The following is a 21,216-nucleotide window of genomic DNA, read 5'->3' on the forward strand; positions in this document are numbered from 1 at the left end:
ACGGCGGGCGGGTGGGCGACAGGCTTGAGCGGGCAATGCCTTGGCTGGTCGGCAATCCGGCTGGAGGGGCGCAAACGCGCCGGGGGTTGGTGGGCGTGTGCCAGCGGGCGGTTGGGGCCGTGGGCGGGGGCGCCGCAGTCGGCTGGCTGGCGGGTGTTGGCGGGGCGGCAGAGCGATCCCGCACGCGAGGGATGCGGCTCGTGGGGCGGCTGAAGGGGCCGCAAGCGGGGGGAGCGGTGCGTGGGGTGGTTGGTGGGGTTTCGGGGGAGGGGTGGGGCTTTTAAGCTCTGGGGATGGCGAGTAAGCCGGATGAGACGCGGGACGGGGTTGATCTGACGAACTTGGATCAGCCGTTGTTCGACGGGGCCGAGGCGACCAAGCGGGATCTGGTCGACTATCTGGATGCGGTGCACGGGCGGATGCTGCCGGAGTTGCGGGAGCGGCCGTTGTCGGTGATCCGGATCCGGCCGGGGCAGCCCAAGTTCATGCAGAAGAACGTTCCGAAGTACACGCCGGACTGGGTGAAGACCGTGCAGGTCTGGGCCGAGGCGTCCAAGCGGGAGGTGTCGTACGCCCTCTGCGACGACCGGCGGACGCTGCTGTGGTTCGCCAACCAGCGTGCGGTCGAGTACCACCCGACGCTGATGCGCGCCGACCGCTGGGACCGCGTCACGCACCTCGTCCTCGATCTCGACCCGCCCGAGGGCGAGACGTTCACGATGGCGGTCCAGGCGGCGCTGCTCGTACGTCAGGCGCTGACCGACTCGGGGCTGTCCGGCGCGGTGAAGACGAGCGGCGCGAAGGGTGTGCACGTGATCGTGCCGATTGCCGAGACGGTGTCGATCGAGGACGCCGCGGCCGCGACCCGGGCGATCGCGGCGCGGGCCGAGAAGATCGACCCGTCGATCGCGACCACGGCGTACATCAAGGAGGACCGGCACGGGAAGGTGTTCGTCGACTCGACGCGTTCCGGCGGCGCGACGGTCGTTGCGGCGTACAGCCCGCGGGTCCGGCCCGGTACGACGGTCTCGTACCCGGTCGGCTGGGACGACATCGAGAGCGTGACCCCGCGAGATTTCACCGTCCGGAACGCGATCCAGCTGCTGGGCGACGCTGACCCGTGGGCCGATCAACTGCCGGCGCCGCAAGACCTCCCCGAGGACCTCCTGGACGAAGGCCGCGCGATCCCCGTCGCCCGAGTCGTCGCCATGCACGAAGGCAAACGCCGCAAACGCGCCCGCGAAGCCGCGGACAAGGCGGACCAGGCGAACAAGGACCAGGACCAGACGGACAAGGAGAAGAAGCCGGACGAGTAGCTAGACCTCGGCCGCGGTAGTCGGCTCGAGCGCTTCCTGCCGTACGTCGGGATGCGGGTGCCTGCGCAGTTCGACCAGCAGCTCGCGCCAAACCGGCGCCCACCCCGCACGCGGCCCAGCCGCGCCGATCAACGACCGAGCAACCAGGCCTGAGAACAGGGTGTCGCTCTGAAGCATGGTGCGAGTTGCTGGCTCGAGTAGGTCCGGTGACCACTGGGCGGGGACTGTGGCAAGGCGGGTCGCGAGGCGGGACGATGCGTTGTAGGCGGCCACCGGGCGGCCCTCGACGGCGTGCGCGAGGGCAAGCAGGTCGGTCGAGAGATTGTGCAACTCGAGCGAGTCGACGAGCAGCTCCAACCGCATCCGCAACAGGTCCGGGCTGTCGAGTTCCGCCGCAACCGCCTTCAGAATCTCCCGATCAGGCTTCCCGATGAACGCGTGCGAGAGCCGACTAACCAGCACTCCGAGCCGCTGCCTGGCCGGGTGATCGCGGTCGGCCAGGGCATCAGGCAGTCGAGGGTCAGCCTCGAGCCGGACCAGCAGACGTGCGGCCCGGACGATCTCGTCCCCGGCCAGCTCAGGATCGATCGCGACCAGCGCCGTCGTCGCGTCGTTCCACACCGTCGTCGTACCAAGGTCAACGATGAAATCCACGCAGATCGGCGCGACCGCCGGATTCCAGGGCGCCCACCGCGGCAACGACCGTACCGCGCTCTGCACCACCTCCTGCTCAGGCCGGTTCGTCACCGCGACCAGCAGATCGGCGTACCGGCCGCGGTACTTCGCCGCCATCCCGTACGCCGGCCGCTGCGTGAGCACTGTCGCCGTAGCCGCGCTGTCATGAACCGCCTGCTGCAGCAAAGCCCAACTCGCCGGCTCATGCAGCAAGTACTGCGACGCCGCGCTGGCAATCGCAGCCTTCACATCACGATGCGCAGAAGCCCAAGCATCAGCGAGAACAGCGCTCGCACCAGGAGCGCGCAGCTTGCCCAACAACCGCGCCGCCTCCTTGCGCGAGGTGATCTTCACACCCTCGCCAACCAGCACCGGATGCAACAACCCCGGCAACCGGCTGGGCCGCACGAACATCGCCGCGCGGGTCGCCGCATACAGCGCTACCCGCGCGCGATCATCACCCGCGTGCGCGAGCAGGACCGGCAACGCCTCCTGCGGCGCATCCGTCCACGCCAACGCACCGAGCGCAGCCTCCTGCAGCAACACCGATTCGTGCGTGAGGAACGGCTCGAGCGCAGCGCGTCCGGCGACCGGCACGTGACCCAGCATCGAGACCGCGTTCGCGCGAGCCCAGTCCGGCATCCGCTCGTCACCGGCCGCACCGGCAACGAGTTCGGCGTACCGCGTCTGCTGGCGCGGGAGCCAGCGGCGGATCGCTCGGTCCGGGACGTTCCAGGCCGGGTGGTTCCGCTCGAAGCGGCGGATCCGCTCGGGACGTGCGAGTACGGCGTCCAGCAGATCGGTCCGTACTTCGGTCACCGCCTGCCAGACCGGATCCCAGCGCGCCATCCCGACATCACGCCGGATGATCCGCTCGACCCGCTCGCCGCGCGTCGACGACGGCCACAGCCACAACTCGGTCGCCTCGCCGACGGTGTTCTCCTGGTTCGACCAGACCGCCTGTTCGAGCGCGGCCTGCAGGTGCTCGTTCGACCAGCCGCGGTCGTCGAATGCTCGCGAGATCGCGAACGGCAGCCGGAACTCCTTCCGCGCAACCCCGCCGTCGACGTACTTCCGCAGTACGTCGTACACGGCCGCCTCCCGACCGCGCGGCAGCCCCTCGATCAGCCCGTACAGCGGGATCGAGCCCTGGTTGCCGGTCAGCCGTCCGTGTGCCTGCAGCCCCCACTCGAGCAGCGCCGGATCGTTGCGTCGGGCACCTTCCTGGACGGCGGTGGTGGCGAGCGAACTCAGCGCTCGTTGGGTGCCCCAACTGGTGTCGCGAGCCTCCAGCGTGCTGGTCAGCAAACTCTCCAGCGAGCCGGTCAACGCGCCGCTCATCACCGACGGCGGAAGCTTGCTGACAGCCCGCAAAACGCCCTGACGAACGGTGTCGCGATCGTTCCGGGCACGTGTCACCCAGGCGACCGCAGCCTCGACAGCGGACGGTTGCCGCGAGTGCCCGGCGGCCGCGACGACGGCTTGGTATACCAAAGATCGATCGTCCGCGTCCGGCTGCATGATCTCCGGCTCGAGCAACGCGAACGCCTCGTCGTACGGCAGGAACGCAGTGATCTTCCACCGCGAATGATTGCCCTCAGCAACTGCTGGCAGAGTGAGCATTCGCCGGGTCTGCTCGAAGCGCACCTCGCGGGGGAGTAAGGCGAGCAGCTCGGCGGACAGCACGATCTGCCCGAGGTCGACGGTGCTCGTACTGCCGGAGAATACAGCGGCGCGGCGGGACGGAGGCAGCTCAGAGAGCAGGCCGGGCAGGATCGGCCACGACAGCCGGCCGAGCGCGATCAGCTCGTCGTTCGAGTAGCGATACAGCCGCCGGCGTACGGCCGGGGTGAGGGCGTTGGGCAACGACCAGGCCCGCTCCGGCGCCAGCAGGATCCGCAGGACCGCTGCGGCGTCGGCGTCCATCAAGCGGCCGAGCACCGAGGTGAATGCCGAAGGCAACTGATCCGGAACCAGCCCGGTTGTCAGCAGCGCCGCAACCTCCGCCGGGTCGTGCTCGAGCGCCCCGACCACGCCGTACGCCGTGCCCTGCCACCACTCGTCCCGGTCCGGGCCGGAGGGCAGCGTGCTGTGCGCGAAGGCGAGGACGACCTTCGGATGCCGCGCTCCGAGCCTCTCCCACTCGCCCGGGCCGAGGACGTACGCGAGCTCGGGCAACAGACGCTCCACGGTCTCGCCGTCCGTACTGGAGAGCAGGCTCGCGGCGGCGCGGTCGCCCCAGCGTTCGCGATGGTTGTCGATCAGGCGCGCGGCCAAGGCGGATCGGCCGGTCTTGCGGATCACGTGCAGGAGCTTGGTCCGCAGTACGGCGGGCGCGTCGTCGTACAGGATCCGCAGATCGTCGTCCGAGACGGGCATACCTCTTCCGACGGCCGCGAGCGCGCGATGCTGCACCGCCGGCGCCGGGTCGTTCAACAGCTGCGTCACGTAGCCGGCCTCGCCCGTGACCTGCGCGATCGTCACACCCAGAGTCCGCTCGTACGGCGTGCCTCGGCCGAGCTCGCGCAGTAGCTCGGTGAGCTCGGTTGTCCCGCGCAACCGGAGACCTTCGAGCGCGACGTGCCGAAGCCGCTCGCCGTACGAAAGCTGGTCGATCGCCCGCAGCAGGTCCGAAGCTCGCATGCCCCCATCCTGCCGAACGATCGGTCAACTCAGCCGCCGGAGCTCCGCGAACGCCGCGGCCAGCTTCGGCAGCGTGTAGTGGGCGTTGAGGCCGCTCGGGTTCGGGAGGATCCAGACGCGGGTGGCGCCGATTGTGCGGTCCTGCTTGCCGATGGCGGCCGTCCGGTCGGCGAAGGCGTCGCGGTAGGCGGTGACGCCGAGGACGGCGAGCCACTCGGGTTGGACGTCGAGCACTTTCGACACCAGGCTCTCGCCGCCGGCGACCAGCTCTGCGCGGGTGAGTTCGTCGGCCCGCGCGCTCGGCTTGTCGACGACATTGGTGATGCCGAGCCCGTACTCGAGGAGCTCGCGCTGCTCGGAGGGCTTCAGCTGCCGTGGGGTGAATCCGCTCAACTGCAGCGCCGGCCAGAACCGATTGCCGGGCCGCGCGAAGTGATGCCCGGTCTCGGCCGACATCAGCCCTGGATTGATTCCGCAGAACAACACTTTCAGGCCGGGGCCGATCACGTCGGGCAGAGCTTGCATGGATGGAACCGTACCGAAGAACGGGTAGTGGTCAGCCTTCCGGCCGACCGTCCCCCGTAACGGAACCCCGGGGAGGCAACCACGACCCGTTCTTCGGTACACAGCTCACGACTTAGGCGACCGATCGTCAACCCAGGGTTGACGCTGACAGGTTGTCAACCTAGGGTTGACGCATGACTCCTGGACCTGATCTGCAGCAGCTCATCAACACGATCAAGACCGACACCGGCAGCGACGACGAGCTCGCACAGCTCGCGACCGCGGCGGCGACGATCAGCGAACTCACCAGCACGGGCGACGCGGCACTCGGGTTCTTCGTCGACCGGGCGCGCGGTGCGGGGAAGTCGTGGGTCGAGATCAGCGCGGTGCTCGGCGTCAGCAAGCAGGCCGCGCACAAGCGGTTCGCGGACTCCTGGACCGCGCGGCCGGCCTTCGAGCGGTACACCCAGCGCGCGCGTTCGGTGGTGCAGGCCGCCGAGGACATCGCCCGGGCCCGCAATCACAACTTCGTCGGCACCGAGCACCTCCTGCTCGGGATGTACAAGGAGCCGGGTGCGATCGCCGCAAAAGTGCTGGTCAACCACGGCATCACCGAGGAGTCGGTGCTCCAGGCTGTCGACGCCAAGAGCCCGGCGGCTGAGCCGGCGCCATCGACCGAAGCGAAGGATCTGGACGTCGAGGATCCGCCGTGGACCCGGCGCGCGGCGCACGTCCTGCAGGGCGCCGTCGGAGAGGCGCTGACGCTCGGTCACAACTACGTCGGCACCGAGCATCTCCTGCTCGCCTTCTACCGCGACCAGGCCGGCATCGCCACCAAGATCCTGCTGGAGCAGGGCCTGGACGAGTCGGCGGCGTGGACGGATATTCGCGCAGCGCTGGAGGCGTTGAAGAAGTAGGTTGGGCGCATGCCTGACTGGTCTGCGCGATTGAACGAGTTGGCGGTAGCGGCCGAGGTGCCCGGTGCGGTGCTCGGCATCTGGCAGGACGGCGCGTCCACGATCACGCCGTACGGCCTGCTGAACACCGCGACCGGGGTGGAGACCACGGCCGACTCGCTCTTCCAGATCGGGTCGATCAGCAAGCCGTGGACCGCGTCGATGATCGTCCAGCTCGCCGCCGAGGGCCGGCTGCAGCTGGACGACCCGGTGATCAAGCTGTTGCCTGGGGCCCCTATCGACCCGCGGCTCACGGTCCGTCACCTGCTCACCCATACCAGCGGCCTCGACGGTGACCTGTTCACCGACACTGGTCGCGGCGACGACTGCCTAGAGCGGTACGTCGCTCTGCTCGCGGACGTGGAGCAGCTGTTCGAGCCCGGTACGGCGTACTCGTACTGCAACGCCGGATTCGTCGTACTGGGCCGGCTGATCGAGGTCCTCGACGGCCGGACCTGGGACGAGTCGCTGCGGGCGAGGCTGGTCGAGCCGCTCGGCCTCACGCATGCCGTCACCCTGCCCGAGGAGGCGATCCTGTACCGGGCCGCCCGCGGTCACACGGCCGAGGACGGCTCGCCCGTCAAGACGTGGCAGCTGCCGCGCAGCATCGGCCCGGCCGGGCTCGTCGCGGCGAGCGCCGGCGACCTGCTCGAGTTCGCCCGGATGCATCTGGACGACGAGAAGTACGCCGGTATGCAGGAGCCGCAGGTGCCGTTCGCGCGCGGGATCGGCGGCTTCGTCGATCTCGGTCTGACCTGGCGGATCTACGACTGGGACGGTCGCCGGCTCTTCGGTCACGACGGCTCCACGATCTCGCAGACGGCCTTCCTCCGGGTCGACCCCGAGACCCGCTTGATCATGTGCCTGCTCACGAACTCCGGCAACGGGACCAGGCTGTTCGAGCCGCTCGCGTCCGAGGTGTTCGAGCATTACGTCGGAGTCAGCCACCCGTCCGCGCCGCAACCGGCCGACGGTCCGGTTGACGACCGCAATGTCGGGAGATACGAGCGGGCCAGCGTGCGGCTCGACGTCGTACGGCGTGGCGACGGTCTGCTGCTCACCGAGCAGGCGACAGGGGACCGGCTGGCGTTCGCCGAGGAGCCGGTGCACGAGTACGAGATGCTGCCGACGGAGCCGCTCGACGGCGACCATTTCGTCATTCGTTACTCTCCGGAGCACCCGTGGGTGCCGCTGACGTTCACACCGACTCACCTCTTCACATCGGGACGAGTCACGCCCAGGCGCTGAGATAAACAACGTGCAAGTTGGGCCGACCGAGCTAACGTCTTCTGCGTGACTAGTGCACCTGCTGAACTTCCCCGTAAGGCTGGTGACCTCCGGGCCGCCGGCTATCTGCCTCGGTCGATCAAGGCCGAGATCCGTGACAACCTGCTGGAACAACTCCGGGCCGGACGTGATCCGTGGCCCGGCATCGTCGGATTCACCCGCACGGTGATTCCGCAGCTGGAGCGCGCGCTGCTCGCCGGGCACGACGTCGTACTGCTCGGTGAGCGCGGTCAGGGCAAGACCCGGCTACTGCGCACGCTGGTCGGGCTGCTCGACGAGTGGACCCCGGTGATCGAGGGCGCCGAACTGCCCGAGCACCCGCTCGACCCGATCACGCCCGCCTCGCGCCGCCGCGCCGCCGAGCTCGGCGATGACCTGCCGGTCGCCTGGCTGCACCGCGACCTGCGGTACGCCGAGAAGCTGGCGACTCCGGACACCTCCGTCGGCGACCTGATCGGGGACGTGGATCCGGTGAAGGTTGCCGAGGGCCGCAGTCTCGGCGACCCCGAGACCATCCACTTCGGCCTGGTCCCGCGCTCGCACCGCGGCATCGTCGCGATCAACGAGCTGCCCGACCTCGCCGAGCGCATCCAGGTCGCGTTGCTGAACGTGATGGAGGAGCGCGACATCCAGGTCCGGGGGTACACGCTGCGGCTGCCGCTCGACGTGTTGCTGGTGGCAACGGCCAACCCGGAGGACTACACCAACCGCGGCCGGATCATCACGCCGCTGAAGGACCGGTTCGGCGCCGAGGTCCGGACCCACTACCCGCTCGACATCGACGCCGAGGTGGACGTGATCCGGCAGGAGGCCGAGTTCACCGCCGAGGTCGGCGAGCCGCTGCTCGAGGTGCTGGCGCGGTTCGTCCGGCACCTGCGCGAGTCGACCGCGATCGACCAGCGCTCGGGTGTGTCGGCCCGGTTCGCGGTCGCCGCGGCCGAGACGATCGCTGCTGCCGCGTTGCGCCGGAGTGCGATCACCGGCGAGACGCCGGCCGTCGCGCGACCGGTCGACCTGGAGGCGGTGCCCGCAGTACTGCGGGGCAAGCTCGAGTTCGAGCCGGGTGAGGAAGGGCGCGAGATCGAGCTGCTCGAGTACCTGCTGCGCCGGTCGGTGGCCGACACGGCCCGGGAGCGGTTCGCCGGTCTCGACCTGACTCCGCTCGCGCATGCTGTTGCTGATGGCAACCTTGTGACGACCGGTGAGCGGGTGCCCGGCCGGGACGTGCTGGCCGCGTTGCCCGAGCTGCCGGTCCTGCACGACGTCGCGGCCCGGGCCGGTGTCGAGCCGGACGACTCGTCCGGCCGGATCGCTGCCGCCATCGAGCTCGCCCTGGAGATGCTCTACCTGTCGAAACGAGTCGCCAAGGACGCCGACGACGACACCACCGTCTACGGGGCCTGATCATGTCGTCGATTCCAGAAGGCTGGTCGTACGGTCCGTGGCACGACGGGCCCGATCCGCTCAAGGCGCCCGCGGATCTGCGGGACGCGCTGGACGAGATCGGCCGCGACGTGATGAACGGTTCGTCCCCGCGGTCCGCGCTGGAGGAGTTGCTCCGGCGCGGGACGCGGAACACCCAGGGTCTGGACGACCTGAGCCGCCGGCTGTGGGAGCGCCGCCGCGAGATCGAGCGGCGGCACAACCTCGACGGCACGCTGCGCGACGTCCAGCGGTTGCTGAACGAAGCGCTGGAGGCGGAGCGGCACGAGCTGTTCCCGAACCCGTCCGACGACGCCCGGTTCCGGGAGGCTCAGCTGGACGCGCTCCCGTCCGGCACGGCGGCCGCCGTACGGGAGCTGGCCAACTACGACTGGCAGTCGTCGGAGGCGCGGGCGAAGTACGAGGAGATCCGGGAACTGCTCGGACGTGAGCTGCTCGGGTCGCGGTTCGAGGGTATGAAGGAGGCGCTGCAGCAGACCACGCCCGAGGACGTCGAGGCGATCAACGAGATGCTGACCGACCTCAACGCGCTGCTGGCGGCGCATGCGCAGGGCCGGCCCGAGGTGCCGGAGCTGTTCGAGGAGTTCATGGCCAACCACGGCGAGTTCTTCCCGGAGAACCCGCAGAACGTCGAGGAGCTCATCGACGTACTCGCGCAGCGGGCGGCCGCGGCGCAACGGATGATGAACTCGATGACCGCCGAGCAGCGGGCCGAGTTGATGGAGCTGTCGCAGCAGGCGTTCGGCAGTCCGCAGCTCGCGCAGCAGTTGGCCCAGTTGGATGCTCAGCTGCAGTCGCTGCGGCCGGGCGAGGATTGGTACGGATCCGAGCAGATGAGTGGCGAGGATCCGCTCGGTCTCGCCGAGGGCGCACGGGCGATGTCCGATCTCGCGGAGCTGGATGCGCTGGCCGAGCAGCTGGCGCAGTCGTACCCGGGGGCGCGGCTCGAGGACATCGATCTCGACGCGCTCACGCGGCAATTGGGCGACGAGGCAACGGTCGACGCGCGTCGGCTGAGCGAGCTGGAGCGGGAGCTGCGTGATCAGGGTCTGATCGAGCGGGCGCCGGACGGTTCGCTGCGGTTGTCCCCGAAGGCCTTGCGTCAGCTGGGTCAGACGGCCTTGGCCGACGTACTGCGGGCGGCCCGTGGGTCCGGTGAACGGGATGCGGCCAATGCCGGCGCGGCCGGTGAGCTGAGCGGGTCGACGCGGCAGTGGGAGTTCGGCGACACCCAGCCGTGGGACGTGCCGCGGACGGTGCGCAACGCCGTACTGCGGACCGCGCACACCGGCGGCGGTGGCGTGAAGCTCGACGTGGCGGATGTGGAGATCGCGGAGACGGAGCATCGTGCTCGGGCCGCGGTCGCCTTGCTGGTCGACACGTCGTGGTCGATGGTCCAAGAGGGCCGCTGGCTGCCGATGAAACGTACGGCGCTCGCGTTGCACCAGCTCATCTCGACGCGCTACCGCAACGACGCACTCCAGCTGATCACCTTCGGGCGGTACGCCGGGGTGGTCGAGTTGCCGCAGCTGATCGGGATGGAAGGCACCTGGGAGCAGGGCACGAACGCGCACCACGCGCTGCTCCTCGCCGGGCGTCACCTTCGTCGCCACCCGGACGCGCAGCCGGTCGTCCTGATGGTGACCGACGGCGAGCCGACCGCTCATCTCGAGCCCGACGGCACGGCCGAGTTCTCATACCCGCCCGAGCCGGCCACGCTCCGCAAGACGATCTTCGAGGTCGACCGGCTGGCCAAGCTCGGCGCCACCCTGACCGTCTTCCGTCTGGGCGACGACCCACGCCTGAACGCGTTCGTCGACCTCCTCGCCCGCCGCAGCGGCGGCCGAGTCCTCGCCCCCGACCCCGACGGCCTCGGCGCCGCCGTCGTCGGCGACTACCTCAGAACCCGCCGCAAGCTCTAACCGCCACCGCCCCACCGCTCCGTCGCACGGAGCGGTGGGACGCACCAGCCGTCGTCCGGAGCGGCGCCGATGCGCCAGCCGTTGTGCCGAGCGGCGCCGGCGTACCCACCCGCGGTGCGCAGGCGCCGCTCTGCGCATCGGAGGGGTTGACCCCTCGTGTTGCCGATTCACCGGTCCCATGCGCCGTGAGAACGGACAAGTGAAGGGGTGAACCCCTTCGGATGCGGCGTCAGCGCAGCCGGCGAGCGATGGCCGGGTCCGGGGCGTCGTGCCGGAAGACGGCAGCCAGTACGTCGATGCCGTCCACCAGCCGCGGCCCGGGGCGGGCGAAGTATCCGTTCGCATCCACGGCCCATACCGGAACGTCCGCCGGCAGCCGTGGCATCAACTCCGTGGTCAGCCTGGCGGCGCCTTGCAGATCGAACCCACACGGCGCGGACACAATCACCTCAGGCTCCGCGGCCGCCACCTGCTCCCACGTCACCGCAACGGATCGCGCCCCGGCCCGCCCAAGCACATTCGTCCCACCCGCCAACGTGACCATCTCCGGCAACCAATGCCCCGGCGCGAACGGCGGATCGGTCCACTCCAGCAAACCCACCCGCACCCCGTGACCCACCTCAGACCCACGCCGCCCCACACCCACCCGAAGACCCACCTCAGACCCACGCCGCCCCACACCCACCAGCGGCGTAGCCGCCGTTGGAGTGGAAGGTTGGGTCGGTGCCTGGGCACCAACTGTTGGGGTGCTGCTGTCCGGCCGTGGTGCGGGCCAACCCGGTTGCCGCTTCAGCCGCGCCCGTAGAGCGTCCACCAGCAGCGCCGCATCGCGGTCGATCGCCTTCGCGATCGTCTCGATCGAGTCCAGCACCTCGTCCAGAGTGTGCGGATCGGTGGTTACGACCTCCGCCTGGCAGCCCAAGTAGTTGAGCGCCTCCGACACGTCGTCGACATCGATCGCGCAGACCGCGCAGAGGTCTTGCGTGATCACCACGTCCGGCTCGAGCTCTCGCAGAGCGCCGGCGTCGAGGTGGTACAGGTCCTCCCCGGCCGCGACCTTCCGTCGTACGACGGCGTCGATCTCTCCCGGCGTCAGCCCGGCGGGCAGCGCGGTCGTCGACACGATCCGGCGGGTGCGTGCGGCCGCCGGATAGTCGCACTCGAATGTCACGCCGACGACGTCGTCGCCGGCGCCGAGTGCGAAGCAGATCTCGGTCGCGGAGGGCAGGAGAGAGACGATGCGCACCCGCCGACTCTAGCTGGCGGCAACCTCCGTACCCCGACCGAAACGGCCTGACGCGTTCCGCCTGTGATTCATTTTGAGACAGCCTGATTGTCTCGCGTTGTCAACCAGGGAAGGGTTTTCCGTCCTTCGACCTGTGGGGAGGGTCACGTCGGCATCGTGAGACCAGTGTTCAACTGGACTGGTTTTTGGGCTTACCCTGAAAGCACGCCCCCGCCGCCGGAGTCGACGGGCCAGCGGAGCCCCAAAAAATCCAACACGGCCCCGCGTCTGATATATGCACCCACCTGAAACCCAGGGAGTGACCGTGGTGAAACTCGTCTACGACTTCGCCGAAGGCAACAAGGACATGAAAAAGCTGCTCGGCGGCAAGGGGGCGAACCTGGCCGAGATGACCAATCTCGGCCTGCCGGTGCCACCGGGATTCACCATCACCGCCGACGCCTGCCGCGCCTACCTCGAGACCGGCGCGGTGCCGGCCGAGTTGGCCGACGAGATCGACAAGCACGTCGATCTGCTGCAGCAGCGGATGGGCAAGAAGCTCGGCCAGGCCGACGACCCGCTGCTCGTCTCGGTCCGCTCCGGCGCGGCCGTGTCGATGCCCGGCATGATGGAGACCGTCCTCAACGTCGGCCTCAACGACGACTCGGTGAACGGTCTGGCCCACCACTCGGGCAACCCGCGGTTCGCCTGGGACGCGTACCGCCGGCTGATCCAGATGTTCGGCAAGACCGTGCTCGGGATGGACGGCGATGTCTTCGAGGACGCGATCGAGGCGGCGAAACAGGCCAAGGGCACCCGCAACGACCTCGACCTGGACGCCGACGACCTGAAGGCGCTGGTCGAGACGTTCAAGCAGGCCGTCCACGACCACACCGGTCGCGAGTTCCCGCAGGACCCGCGGACCCAGATGGACCTGGCGACCGAGGCCGTCTTCCGCTCGTGGAACTCCGACCGCGCGATCCTCTACCGCCGCCAGGAGCGGATCCCGACCGACCTCGGCACGGCGGTCAACATCTGCTCGATGGTCTTCGGCAACCTCGGCATGGATTCCGGCACCGGCGTCGCCTTCACCCGCGATCCGTCGACCGGCCAGCCGGGTGTGTACGGCGACTACCTGCAGAACGCGCAGGGCGAGGACGTCGTCGCGGGCATCCGCAACACGGTTCCGCTCGCGGATCTCGAGCAGATCGACAAGACGTCGTACGACGACTTGATGGCGATCATGGCGAAGCTCGAGGGGCACTACCGGGACCTGTGCGACATCGAGTTCACCGTCGAGCGCGGCAAGCTGTGGATGCTGCAGACCCGGGTCGGCAAGCGGACCGCGGCGGCGGCGTTCCGGATCGCGACCAGCCTGGTCGACGAGGGCGTGATCGATACCGACGAGGCGCTCAAGCGGGTCAAGGGCGCGCAGCTCGCGCAGCTGATGTTCCCGCGATTCGACGCGGACGCGAAGACGGACCTGATCACGAAGGCGATCGGCGCGTCACCCGGCGCGGCATCGGGCAAGGTCGTGTTCACGTCGGCCGCCGCGGTCGAGGCCGCGGACCGCGGCGAGAAGGTCATCCTGGTACGCCGCGAGACGAACCCGGACGACCTGCACGGCATGATCGCGGCTCAGGGCATCCTGACCAGCCGCGGCGGCAAGACCTCGCATGCGGCCGTGGTCGCGCGCGGGATGGGCAAGACCTGCGTCTGCGGCGCCGAGGACCTGGACGTGAATGTTGCCCAAGGCACTATCAAGGTCAACGGCACCGTCATGGAGGCCGGCGAGCTGATTTCGATCGACGGCACCACCGGTGAGGTCTTCCGCGGCGAGGTCCCGGTCGTCCCGTCACCGGTCGTCCAGTACTTCGAAGGCGCGCTCGCCCCGAACGCCGGCGATGAACTCGTGGCCTCGGTGCACCGGCTGATGACCCACGCGGACGAGGTACGGCGTCTCGGCGTACGGACCAACGCGGACACGGCGGACGACGCGACGCGGGCGCGACGGTTCGGGGCCGAGGGCATCGGTCTGTGCCGGACCGAGCACATGTTCCTGGGGGAGCGGCGCGAGTCGGTCGAGCGACTGATCCTCGCCGAGACCGACACCGATCGCGAGGCGGCGCTGGCCGAGCTGGAGCCCTTGCAGCGCGGAGACTTCCTGGAGCTGCTCGGCGCGATGGACGGGCTGCCGGTGACGATCCGGCTGATCGACCCGCCGCTGCACGAGTTCCTGCCGTCGATGGAGGAGCTCGCGGTGAAGGTCGCCGTTGCCCGTGAGCGCGGCGAGGACCCGGGCCACGACGCGGCCCTGTTCGCGGCGGTCCAGCGGTTGCACGAGCAGAACCCGATGCTCGGGCTGCGCGGTGTGCGGCTCGGGCTGGTCATCCCCGGTCTGTTCGCGATGCAGGTCCGGGCGATCGCGTCGGCGGCGGTCGAACTGCGGGCCGAGGGCAAGGATCCGCGGCCGGAGATCATGATCCCGCTGGTCGGCGCCGTACAGGAACTGCACCTGGCCCGCGACGAGGTGGAACGTGTCCTGGCCGAGGTCGGTGTGGACGGTGGGCTTGGCGAGATCCCGATCGGCACGATGATCGAGCTGCCGCGGGCCGCGGTGATCGCGGACCAGATCGCGGAGGCGGCCGACTTCTTCTCGTTCGGCACCAACGACCTGACCCAGACCACGTGGGGCTTCAGCCGTGACGACGTCGAGAGCGCGTTCTTCTCGCGGTACCTGGAGAAGGGGATCTTCGCGGTGTCGCCGTTCGAGTCGATCGACCGCGAGGGCGTCGGCGCGCTGGTACGGACCGGGGCGGATCGCGGGCGTGCGACCAAGCCCGACCTCAAGCTCGGCATCTGCGGGGAGCACGGCGGCGACCCGGACAGCATCCACTTCTTCCACGACGTCGGTCTCGACTACGTCTCCTGCTCGCCGTTCCGTATTCCGGTGGCGCGGTTGGAAGCCGGCCGGGCAGCATTGGCGAGTGAGTAGACAGAGTCTCCGGCAGACCTTCGGGGAGGACGCGGATCTGTACGACCGCGTCCGCCCCACCTATCCACCCGAACTCTTCGACGCCTTGGCCGGCATCGTCGGCGACCGCCCGCGCGTCCTGGAGATCGGTCCCGGCACCGGCCAGGCAACCTCCGCGATGGTGGAGCGAGCCTGGCCGGTCACCGCTGTCGAGCTCAGCCCCGGGCTCGCAGAGGTTCTCCGGCGGAAGTACCCGACGACCGACGTGATCGTCGCGGACTTCGACACCTTGGAGCTGCCCGCGCAGTCCTTCGACCTGGTGATCTCTGCGACCGCGTTCCACTGGCTCGACCCGGAGACGCGTGTGCAGCGGTGCGTGGACCTGCTCCGGCCGGGTGGCGCGCTGGCAATCGTCTCGACGCATCACGTCGCGGGCGGGAGCGAGCAGTTCTTCGCCGACGTGCAGTCCTGCTACGACCGCTTCACCGATGACGCCGCCACGGACGGACTGCCGGCCGCGGACGACGTACCAGAAGATCCGGAAAGGCTCGAACAATCCGGGCTTTTCGGGTCCGTCGAGTTCCGCAGATATGTCTGGAATGTGGACTATTCGGCCCCGCAGTACCTCGAACTTTTGTCGTCATACTCGGGTCATCGGGCCTTGACAATCGAGCGGCGTGACGGACTGTACGGCTGTATCGGCGCTCTCATCGAGGCAACCGGGGGCTCGATCACGAAGCGTTATTTGAATCAACTGTCTGTAGGAATTTCTCTTAACCAACCCCTTGCGTAGCGGGTCGCGGACTGGTGAGAATAACCGGGCGGGAAGGGAGATCACTCGTCGACTTTCGGGTCTGACCTGAACCAGCCGCTGTGGCGGCTCGTGACTCCCTTTCCCGCACCAAATCCCCTCCTCCTGCACCACATGCCGTTGTTTTCTTGGTGGTTGTAGGGTTTCGGCATGGCCCTTTATGTCGTGCAGCTGCGCTTCGATCTCGCCGACACCGACCGTCGTCTCGAGGTCCGTCCGGCGCACCGTGACTACCTGACCGACCTGAAACAAGCCGGCAAGCTCGTCACCGCCGGCCCGTTCCCCGACCAGACCGGCGCCGTGCTCATCTACGACGTGGCCGACGAGGCCGAGCTTCGCGACATCCTCGCCAAGGACCCGTACACCCCGGCCAACGTCTACGAGATCGCGACCCTCTCGGAGTGGCAACCCCTCTTCCCGATCAACTGAGCGACCCCAGCAACGCGAGCGTCTTCGCCCAGCCCTGACGCAGCGCGGATTCGTCGGCGGCGCGGGTGCCGCCGAAGTTGTACGGACCGACGATCGGGTGGTTGATCTTCGTGCCCCGCGGGAGGTATGGCGCACCGCCGACGCCGTGGCCCGCGCCCGGGACGACCACGGCTTCGTGCGGGTATTTGCTGTGCGCGTCGTCGAGCTCCAGCATGATCAGCTCGGCGGCCTGTTGTGAGGCCCACGCCGCATCGGCGGATCCGGCGACCGCAAGGACCGGTCCGTCGATGCCGTCGACCGGGATCGGATCGAGCCCGACCGGCTGGCCTTGATAGGTCCACGCGGCAGCGCCCGGGTGCGGGAACGAGGTCATCCCTGACGCACCCGGCGCGAACAGCACTGCTCCGTGGATGAGAGACGGGAAGTGATCAGCCACCAGGAGCGCCGCCTCGGTGCCGAACGACGCACTCATGACGACGACGTGCGTCGGATCGGCCCCGGGTTGCCGGCTGAGCCATCGGGCCGCCGTCGCGAAGTACTCGACCGGGATGTTGCGCAGATCCGCCGGCACGCCCGGAGCGTGGAAGTAGGCCACCGCCAGGACCGGGTAGCCGTGTGACGCCAGCAGGTACGGGATCGACATCGGCGGTACGCCGCCTTCGGAGCCGCCGAAGTAGAGGACGGCGGGATGCTTGGAGCCGTCCGCCTTCGGGGCGACGTACGCGCCGGTGAGCTTGTCCTTCGCCATGGTGAGCGGCGTCGCCGTCACCCCGGACGCTATCCACTGCCGCTTCACCGTCGTACTCGCGAGGCGCTTGCCGTCGCGACTCGCGGAGATCTCCAGCTTCTCGACCGGCCGTCCGTTCTCGAGGGGCGTGGCGAACGACTGGTCGTCCGGATCCCCGGCGGCGGGATCCATCGTCCAGAACAGGCCCATCCCGTCGACGTCGTGGTAGCTGCCGCCTGTCGGCTTGGCCTGGTCAAGGTCGATCGATCCGTGGTCGTCGGCGGTGAAGGTCGCGTCGCCGTGCCACTTCTTGCCGTCGCGGTCGACGGCGTCGGCGCCGACGGTCACCGGCTTGTTCGGGCGTAGGCCTGTCACCTTCAAGTGAACCTGCTGGTCCGCCAAAGCCACCGGCTGGTCGACGGTGATGACGGCGTGATCGGACCCGCCCGACGAGCATCCCGCCACCAGCAGGCACGCGGCCGTCGCGGTCAGGAGGAATCGGTTCACCCGTCCAGATTGACACCCGGGGGAGTCACTTCGATCCGCCTCGAAATCAGGTGTCGGCGCCTTCCATGTCCAGGTGGTCGACGTACGCCCAGAGCCAGACGAGCGGAGCGAGGACGAGCTCGGGTTCGTCGTCCTCGTCGGCGATGAACAGCATCGACGCCTCGCCATTGGTGATGTCCTCGATCACGGCCTCGCACATCTCGAGCGCGATCTCGAACGGCAGCAACCGCGGTCCGTTCTCCCAGCGCGGCTCGGGCAGCGGCAGCACCGGCGCCTCGTCGGTCCCGTCCAGCTCGACCGACACCTTCTGCAGCTCTTCGTACAGGTCGTACGAGATCAGTCCCGCACAGGGTCGCCCGTCCAGCCCGATCAGGTACGGGTCGTCGGCGCCTTCGCGGAACGTGTCGCGGATGTCCGGCAGCGCGGCCTTGAGATCGGTCGCCTCCAGGTACGGCGCTTCGTCCAGCTCCTCGCCTTCGTCCGCGTCGACCTCGACGAGCCCGCTGCGCATCTGGTCGAACTGGTGCAGGAGCTGGTTCAACTCGTCGTACGCGCCGGCGCCCGGTGCCTGCTGCGCGCGTGCTTCCAGGTCGCGGAGGTGGTCGATCAGGTCGTCCTCGAAGTGCAGTTCGTACCGCGGCAGGCCCGGCTCGCGACCCGCGTTGATCTGCGCGACCAGTTGCGTCGACACCGGCCCGATCCGCTCGGCCAGCACCTCCAGCGGCGTGGTCGGCTTCTCCTCGTCGTCGTGCGCGCAGGAGTCGTCCTCGCCCTTGCCGTCGCCTTCCATCGCGATCAGCACCTGGAACGCCTGGAACGAGAGCAGCGCGGCGGTCGCCATCGTGCCGTCGCCGATCAGCATCAGCGGATTCCCGCCGGCCTCGGTGCGGCGTACGTGGTCGGACATCAGCGTTGCGGCCTGCTCGACGTTCACCTGGCTGGCCAGCGACGACAGCCCGTGGTCCGTGTCCACGCCGAGCAGCTCGACCAGCCGCTCCGAGCTCATGTCGAAGTTGGAGCGCAGGTAGTACCGCAGCCAGCCGGCGTCGACCGGGTTGCCGAGGAGCTCCGCGATCCGGGCGCGGAAGTCGGCCAGGTCGGCGATCGCCAGCACGACCAGCACCGGCTGGTCGCCGTCGCCGATCACCAGCGGCCGGGTGTCCCCGTTGTGGAAACCTTCGATCACCTGGTGCAGGCTGTCGGCGGCTGCCTCGAGCGGCCACGACTCCGCCTCGAACTCGTTGACCACCGCGGCGGAGGTGTCCTCTGGCATCTGCTGATCCTCTCCGGGTGGCGGCGGGAGTTGGGGGTAACTGTAGGCTGCGGGCGTTTCACCAGGTCACCAGGGTCCTTTCGGGCAGTCGAGTGACATTCGCTACGCTGGCACCGGCGGGTCGGTGCAGAGGTATCTCACATGTGAGATAAGGTCCGGCGCATGACCGATGACTACCTGAGCCGGATCGGAAACCTCATCCGGGACGCCCGCAAGCATCGCGGCTGGACGCAGACGCAGCTCGCGGAAGTACTGAACACCAGCCAGAGTGCGGTGAACAGGATCGAGAAGGGTCATCAGAACCTCACCCTCGAGATGCTCGCCCGGATCGGCGAGGCGCTCGACTCCGAAATTGTCTCTCTCGGTGGCGGTCCGGTCCACCTCCGTGTCGCCGGCGGCCGGCAGCTTTCCGGATCCATCGACGTCAAGTCGAGCAAGAACGCCGGGGTCGCGCTGCTCTGCGCCTCGCTGCTGAACAAGGGCCGGACGACGCTGCGCAAGGTCGCGCGGATCGAAGAGGTCAACCGGCTGCTCGAGGTGCTGAACTCGATCGGCGTCCGGACCACCTGGCTGAACGACGCCGGCGACCTCGAGATCGTCCCGCCGGCCCACCTCGACCTGAGCTCGATGGACGCCGAGGCGGCCCGCCGTACCCGCTCCATCATCATGTTCCTCGGCCCGCTGCTGCACCGCGAGGACGCGTTCGAGCTGCCGTACGCCGGTGGCTGCGACCTCGGCACGCGTACCGTCGAGCCGCACCTGACCGCGCTGCGCCCGTTCGGCCTCGAGGTGAAGGCGACCGGCGGGCAGTACCACGCGCTGGTCAACCGGGCGATCACGCCGGGCAAGCCGATCGTGCTGACCGAGCGCGGCGACACCGTGACCGAGAACGCGATCATGGCCGCGGCGCGGTACGACGGCGTCACCGTGATCCGCAACGCGAGCCCGAACTACATGGTCCAGGACCTGTGCTTCTACCTCGACCTGCTCGGCGTGAAGATCGACGGCATCGGTACGACGACGCTCACCGTGCACGGCCGCGCCGACATCGACGTGGACGTCGACTACGCGCCGTCCGAGGACCCGATCGAGGCGATGAGCCTGCTCACCGCGGCGATCGTGACCAAGTCCGAGATCACCATCCGGCGTGCACCGGTCGAGTTCCTCGAGATCGAGCTCGCGCTGCTCGACGAGATGGGGCTCGACTACGACCGCAGTACGGAGTACCTGGCCGAGAACGGCCGGACCCGGCTGGTCGACCTGACCACCCGGCCGTCCAAGCTGCACGCGCCGATCGACAAGATCCACCCGATGCCGTTCCCGGGGCTGAACATCGACAACCTGCCGTTCTTCGCGGTGATCGCGGCGATCGCGACCGGGCAGACGCTGATCCACGACTGGGTCTACGAGAACCGCGCGATCTACCTGACCGACCTGAACAAGCTCGGCGGCCGGGTCAAGCTGCTCGACCCGCACCGCGTCATGGTCGAGGGCCCGACGCACTTCTCCGGCACCGAGATGATGTGCCCGCCGGCCCTCCGTCCGGCCGTCGTCACGCTGATCGCGATGATGGCCGCGAAGGGTACGTCGGTCCTGCGCAGCGTCTACGTGATCAACCGCGGCTACGAGGACCTCGCCACCCGGCTCAACTCGCTAGGCGCTCAGATCGAGACCTTCAGGGACATCTGAGTCCTGCAGGAAGGCGACTGCTTCGGCGATCACGGCCGGGTCCTGGAGGATCCGGCCGTGGCCGAGGCCGGTCGTCGGATGGAAGTGCGCCTGCTCGCCGTAGTTGAGCAGCAGCACGCGCGCCTGCTCCGGGTCCACGACGTCGTCCTCGTCGTTGTGGACCACCAGCAGCGGCGCCTTGCCGGTCGAGACCGAGAACCGGTCCCAGATCGTGTGGTCGCCGTCGAAGTACGCACGCTCGATCTCGCGCCGCAGCCTCTGGTTGACCTTCGGCCCCAGCCCGAGCGCCCGGCAGAACGTGTCGGCCAGGTAGCCGAAGTCCGCGACGCCGCTGACCATCACCAGTCGCTTCGCGGCGACCCCTTCCTTCACCGAGTACAGCGCGAACGGCACGCCGAGCGAGTGGCCGATGACGCCCTCGAACGGTCCGTGCCGTTCCTCCAGCTGCCGGATGATGCGCTGGTGCCCGAGGATCGACACGATCGGCCCGGGGGAGTCGCCGTGCCCGGGAGCGTCGTACGAGACCGGGCTGTACCCGAGCTCGAGCAGGCGCGTGATGAACCCGGCGTACCGCGAAGCGCGTGAACGCCAGCCGTGGACGAGGAGCACCGGCCGCGCGCCGTCCCCCCACGCGTAGGTGAGTACGCCGTCGAGGTCCTCGACCCGCGCCGCGTCGTGGACCGGACGCTCACCGTCGCGGACCTGGCCGCGGGCGAGCGGGCGGCGCCACAGCCCGAACGCGAGCCGGCCGCCGAGCCGTGGCGATACCGCTCCGACGGCTCGCAGTCCCGTGCCGATCAGTTTCTGTATCAACATCGTCCCCTAACTATACGAA

At 68.9% G+C, this 21,216-nt stretch carries 15 protein-coding genes; 9 read left to right on the forward strand and 6 right to left on the reverse strand.

Translation table 11 applies throughout. From position 1 onward, the window contains the following. Positions 1-293: 293 nt before the first annotated feature. On the forward strand, positions 294-1,316 hold the full coding sequence (gene ligD / locus ABT313_RS10300) for a non-homologous end-joining DNA ligase (protein WP_350850785.1): 1,023 nt from the start codon (positions 294-296) through the stop codon (positions 1,314-1,316). Here the strand turns inward: ligD and ABT313_RS10305 are convergent, their stop codons facing one another. After that, complete coding sequence (locus tag ABT313_RS10305; protein ID WP_350850787.1) at positions 1,317-4,634, reverse strand: HEAT repeat domain-containing protein; 3,318 nt, start codon at positions 4,632-4,634, stop codon at positions 1,317-1,319. A gap of 24 nt (positions 4,635-4,658) precedes the next feature. Then, entirely contained in the window at positions 4,659-5,159 is a 501-nt protein-coding gene (gene mug / locus ABT313_RS10310) for a G/U mismatch-specific DNA glycosylase (RefSeq protein WP_350850789.1), read from the reverse strand. 173 nt (positions 5,160-5,332) lie between these two features. Here mug and ABT313_RS10315 point away from each other — a divergent pair, with 173 nt between their 5' ends. The 4 genes from ABT313_RS10315 to ABT313_RS10330 are packed head-to-tail and all read left to right on the forward strand — an operon-like array spanning position 5,333 to position 10,746. Then, positions 5,333-6,055, forward strand: coding sequence for a Clp protease N-terminal domain-containing protein (locus tag ABT313_RS10315; RefSeq protein WP_350850792.1), 723 nt, complete (start codon positions 5,333-5,335; stop codon positions 6,053-6,055). Positions 6,056-6,064: 9 nt separating this feature from the next. Beyond that, the gene (locus ABT313_RS10320) at positions 6,065-7,342 is read left to right on the forward strand and encodes a serine hydrolase domain-containing protein (RefSeq protein WP_350850795.1); all 1,278 of its coding nucleotides are present in this window, start codon (positions 6,065-6,067) and stop codon (positions 7,340-7,342) included. Positions 7,343-7,387: 45 nt separating this feature from the next. Next, positions 7,388-8,785 (forward strand): sigma 54-interacting transcriptional regulator, encoded by a 1,398-nt coding sequence (locus ABT313_RS10325; RefSeq protein ID WP_350850798.1) that lies wholly within the window; start codon positions 7,388-7,390, stop codon positions 8,783-8,785. 2 nt (positions 8,786-8,787) lie between these two features. Next, positions 8,788-10,746 (forward strand): vWA domain-containing protein, encoded by a 1,959-nt coding sequence (locus ABT313_RS10330; protein ID WP_350850800.1) that lies wholly within the window; start codon positions 8,788-8,790, stop codon positions 10,744-10,746. Positions 10,747-10,975: 229 nt separating this feature from the next. Here the strand turns inward: ABT313_RS10330 and ABT313_RS10335 are convergent, their stop codons facing one another. Next, complete coding sequence (locus ABT313_RS10335) at positions 10,976-11,992, reverse strand: TroA family protein (RefSeq protein ID WP_350850803.1); 1,017 nt, start codon at positions 11,990-11,992, stop codon at positions 10,976-10,978. Between the two features lie 274 nt (positions 11,993-12,266). Here ABT313_RS10335 and ppdK point away from each other — a divergent pair, with 274 nt between their 5' ends. The 3 genes from ppdK (at position 12,267) to ABT313_RS10350 (ending at position 16,185) form a co-directional block, all read left to right on the forward strand. Continuing rightward, entirely contained in the window at positions 12,267-14,966 is a 2,700-nt protein-coding gene (gene ppdK / locus ABT313_RS10340) for a pyruvate, phosphate dikinase (RefSeq protein WP_350850806.1), read from the forward strand. Next, positions 14,959-15,738 carry a class I SAM-dependent methyltransferase gene (locus ABT313_RS10345; RefSeq protein ID WP_350850808.1) on the forward strand — a complete coding sequence of 260 codons (780 nt, stop codon included), beginning with the start codon at positions 14,959-14,961 and terminating at the stop codon, positions 15,736-15,738. The genes ppdK and ABT313_RS10345 overlap by 8 nt, the downstream gene beginning before the upstream one ends. A gap of 168 nt (positions 15,739-15,906) precedes the next feature. Further along, the gene (locus ABT313_RS10350; RefSeq protein WP_350850811.1) at positions 15,907-16,185 is read left to right on the forward strand and encodes a YciI family protein; all 279 of its coding nucleotides are present in this window, start codon (positions 15,907-15,909) and stop codon (positions 16,183-16,185) included. Here the strand turns inward: ABT313_RS10350 and ABT313_RS10355 are convergent. Together ABT313_RS10355 and ABT313_RS10360 are read right to left on the reverse strand one after the other, a co-directional pair. Continuing rightward, a complete protein-coding gene (locus ABT313_RS10355) occupies positions 16,178-17,419 on the reverse strand; it encodes an acyl-CoA thioesterase/BAAT N-terminal domain-containing protein (protein ID WP_350850813.1) in 1,242 nt (413 codons plus the stop codon). The two genes, ABT313_RS10350 and ABT313_RS10355, sit on opposite strands and share 8 nt — an antisense overlap. Before the next feature lie 46 nt (positions 17,420-17,465). After that, on the reverse strand, positions 17,466-18,692 hold the full coding sequence (locus tag ABT313_RS10360; RefSeq protein WP_350850814.1) for a type II toxin-antitoxin system Phd/YefM family antitoxin: 1,227 nt from the start codon (positions 18,690-18,692) through the stop codon (positions 17,466-17,468). 162 nt (positions 18,693-18,854) lie between these two features. Between ABT313_RS10360 and ABT313_RS10365 the strand changes: the two genes are divergently transcribed. Next, entirely contained in the window at positions 18,855-20,381 is a 1,527-nt protein-coding gene (locus ABT313_RS10365; protein WP_350850816.1) for a helix-turn-helix domain-containing protein, read from the forward strand. On the opposite strand, the gene ABT313_RS10370 is transcribed toward ABT313_RS10365, so the two are convergent. Then, positions 20,346-21,197, reverse strand: a complete 852-nt coding sequence (locus ABT313_RS10370; protein ID WP_350850818.1) for an alpha/beta hydrolase — start codon at positions 21,195-21,197, stop codon at positions 20,346-20,348. The genes ABT313_RS10365 and ABT313_RS10370 overlap by 36 nt on opposite strands. Positions 21,198-21,216 lie beyond the last annotated feature (19 nt).

It is taken from the genome of Kribbella sp. NPDC000426 (genome assembly GCF_040300265.1).
Taxonomy (GTDB): Bacteria; Actinomycetota; Actinomycetes; order Propionibacteriales; family Kribbellaceae; genus Kribbella.

Excerpts from the sequence above, each read along its gene's own strand:
- ligD (WP_350850785.1), top strand. The coding sequence starts at position 294 with ATGGCGAGTAAGCCGGATGAGACGCGGGACGGGGTTGATCTGACGAAC.
- ABT313_RS10305 (WP_350850787.1), bottom strand. The coding sequence starts at position 4,634 with ATGCGAGCTTCGGACCTGCTGCGGGCGATCGACCAGCTTTCGTACGGC.
- mug (WP_350850789.1), bottom strand. The coding sequence starts at position 5,159 with ATGCAAGCTCTGCCCGACGTGATCGGCCCCGGCCTGAAAGTGTTGTTC.
- ABT313_RS10315 (WP_350850792.1), top strand. The coding sequence starts at position 5,333 with ATGACTCCTGGACCTGATCTGCAGCAGCTCATCAACACGATCAAGACC.
- ABT313_RS10320 (WP_350850795.1), top strand. The coding sequence starts at position 6,065 with ATGCCTGACTGGTCTGCGCGATTGAACGAGTTGGCGGTAGCGGCCGAG.
- ABT313_RS10330 (WP_350850800.1), top strand. The coding sequence starts at position 8,788 with ATGTCGTCGATTCCAGAAGGCTGGTCGTACGGTCCGTGGCACGACGGG.
- ppdK (WP_350850806.1), top strand. The coding sequence starts at position 12,267 with ATGCACCCACCTGAAACCCAGGGAGTGACCGTGGTGAAACTCGTCTAC.
- ABT313_RS10350 (WP_350850811.1), top strand. The coding sequence starts at position 15,907 with ATGGCCCTTTATGTCGTGCAGCTGCGCTTCGATCTCGCCGACACCGAC.
- ABT313_RS10360 (WP_350850814.1), bottom strand. The coding sequence starts at position 18,692 with ATGCCAGAGGACACCTCCGCCGCGGTGGTCAACGAGTTCGAGGCGGAG.
- ABT313_RS10365 (WP_350850816.1), top strand. The coding sequence starts at position 18,855 with ATGACCGATGACTACCTGAGCCGGATCGGAAACCTCATCCGGGACGCC.
- ABT313_RS10370 (WP_350850818.1), bottom strand. The coding sequence starts at position 21,197 with ATGTTGATACAGAAACTGATCGGCACGGGACTGCGAGCCGTCGGAGCG.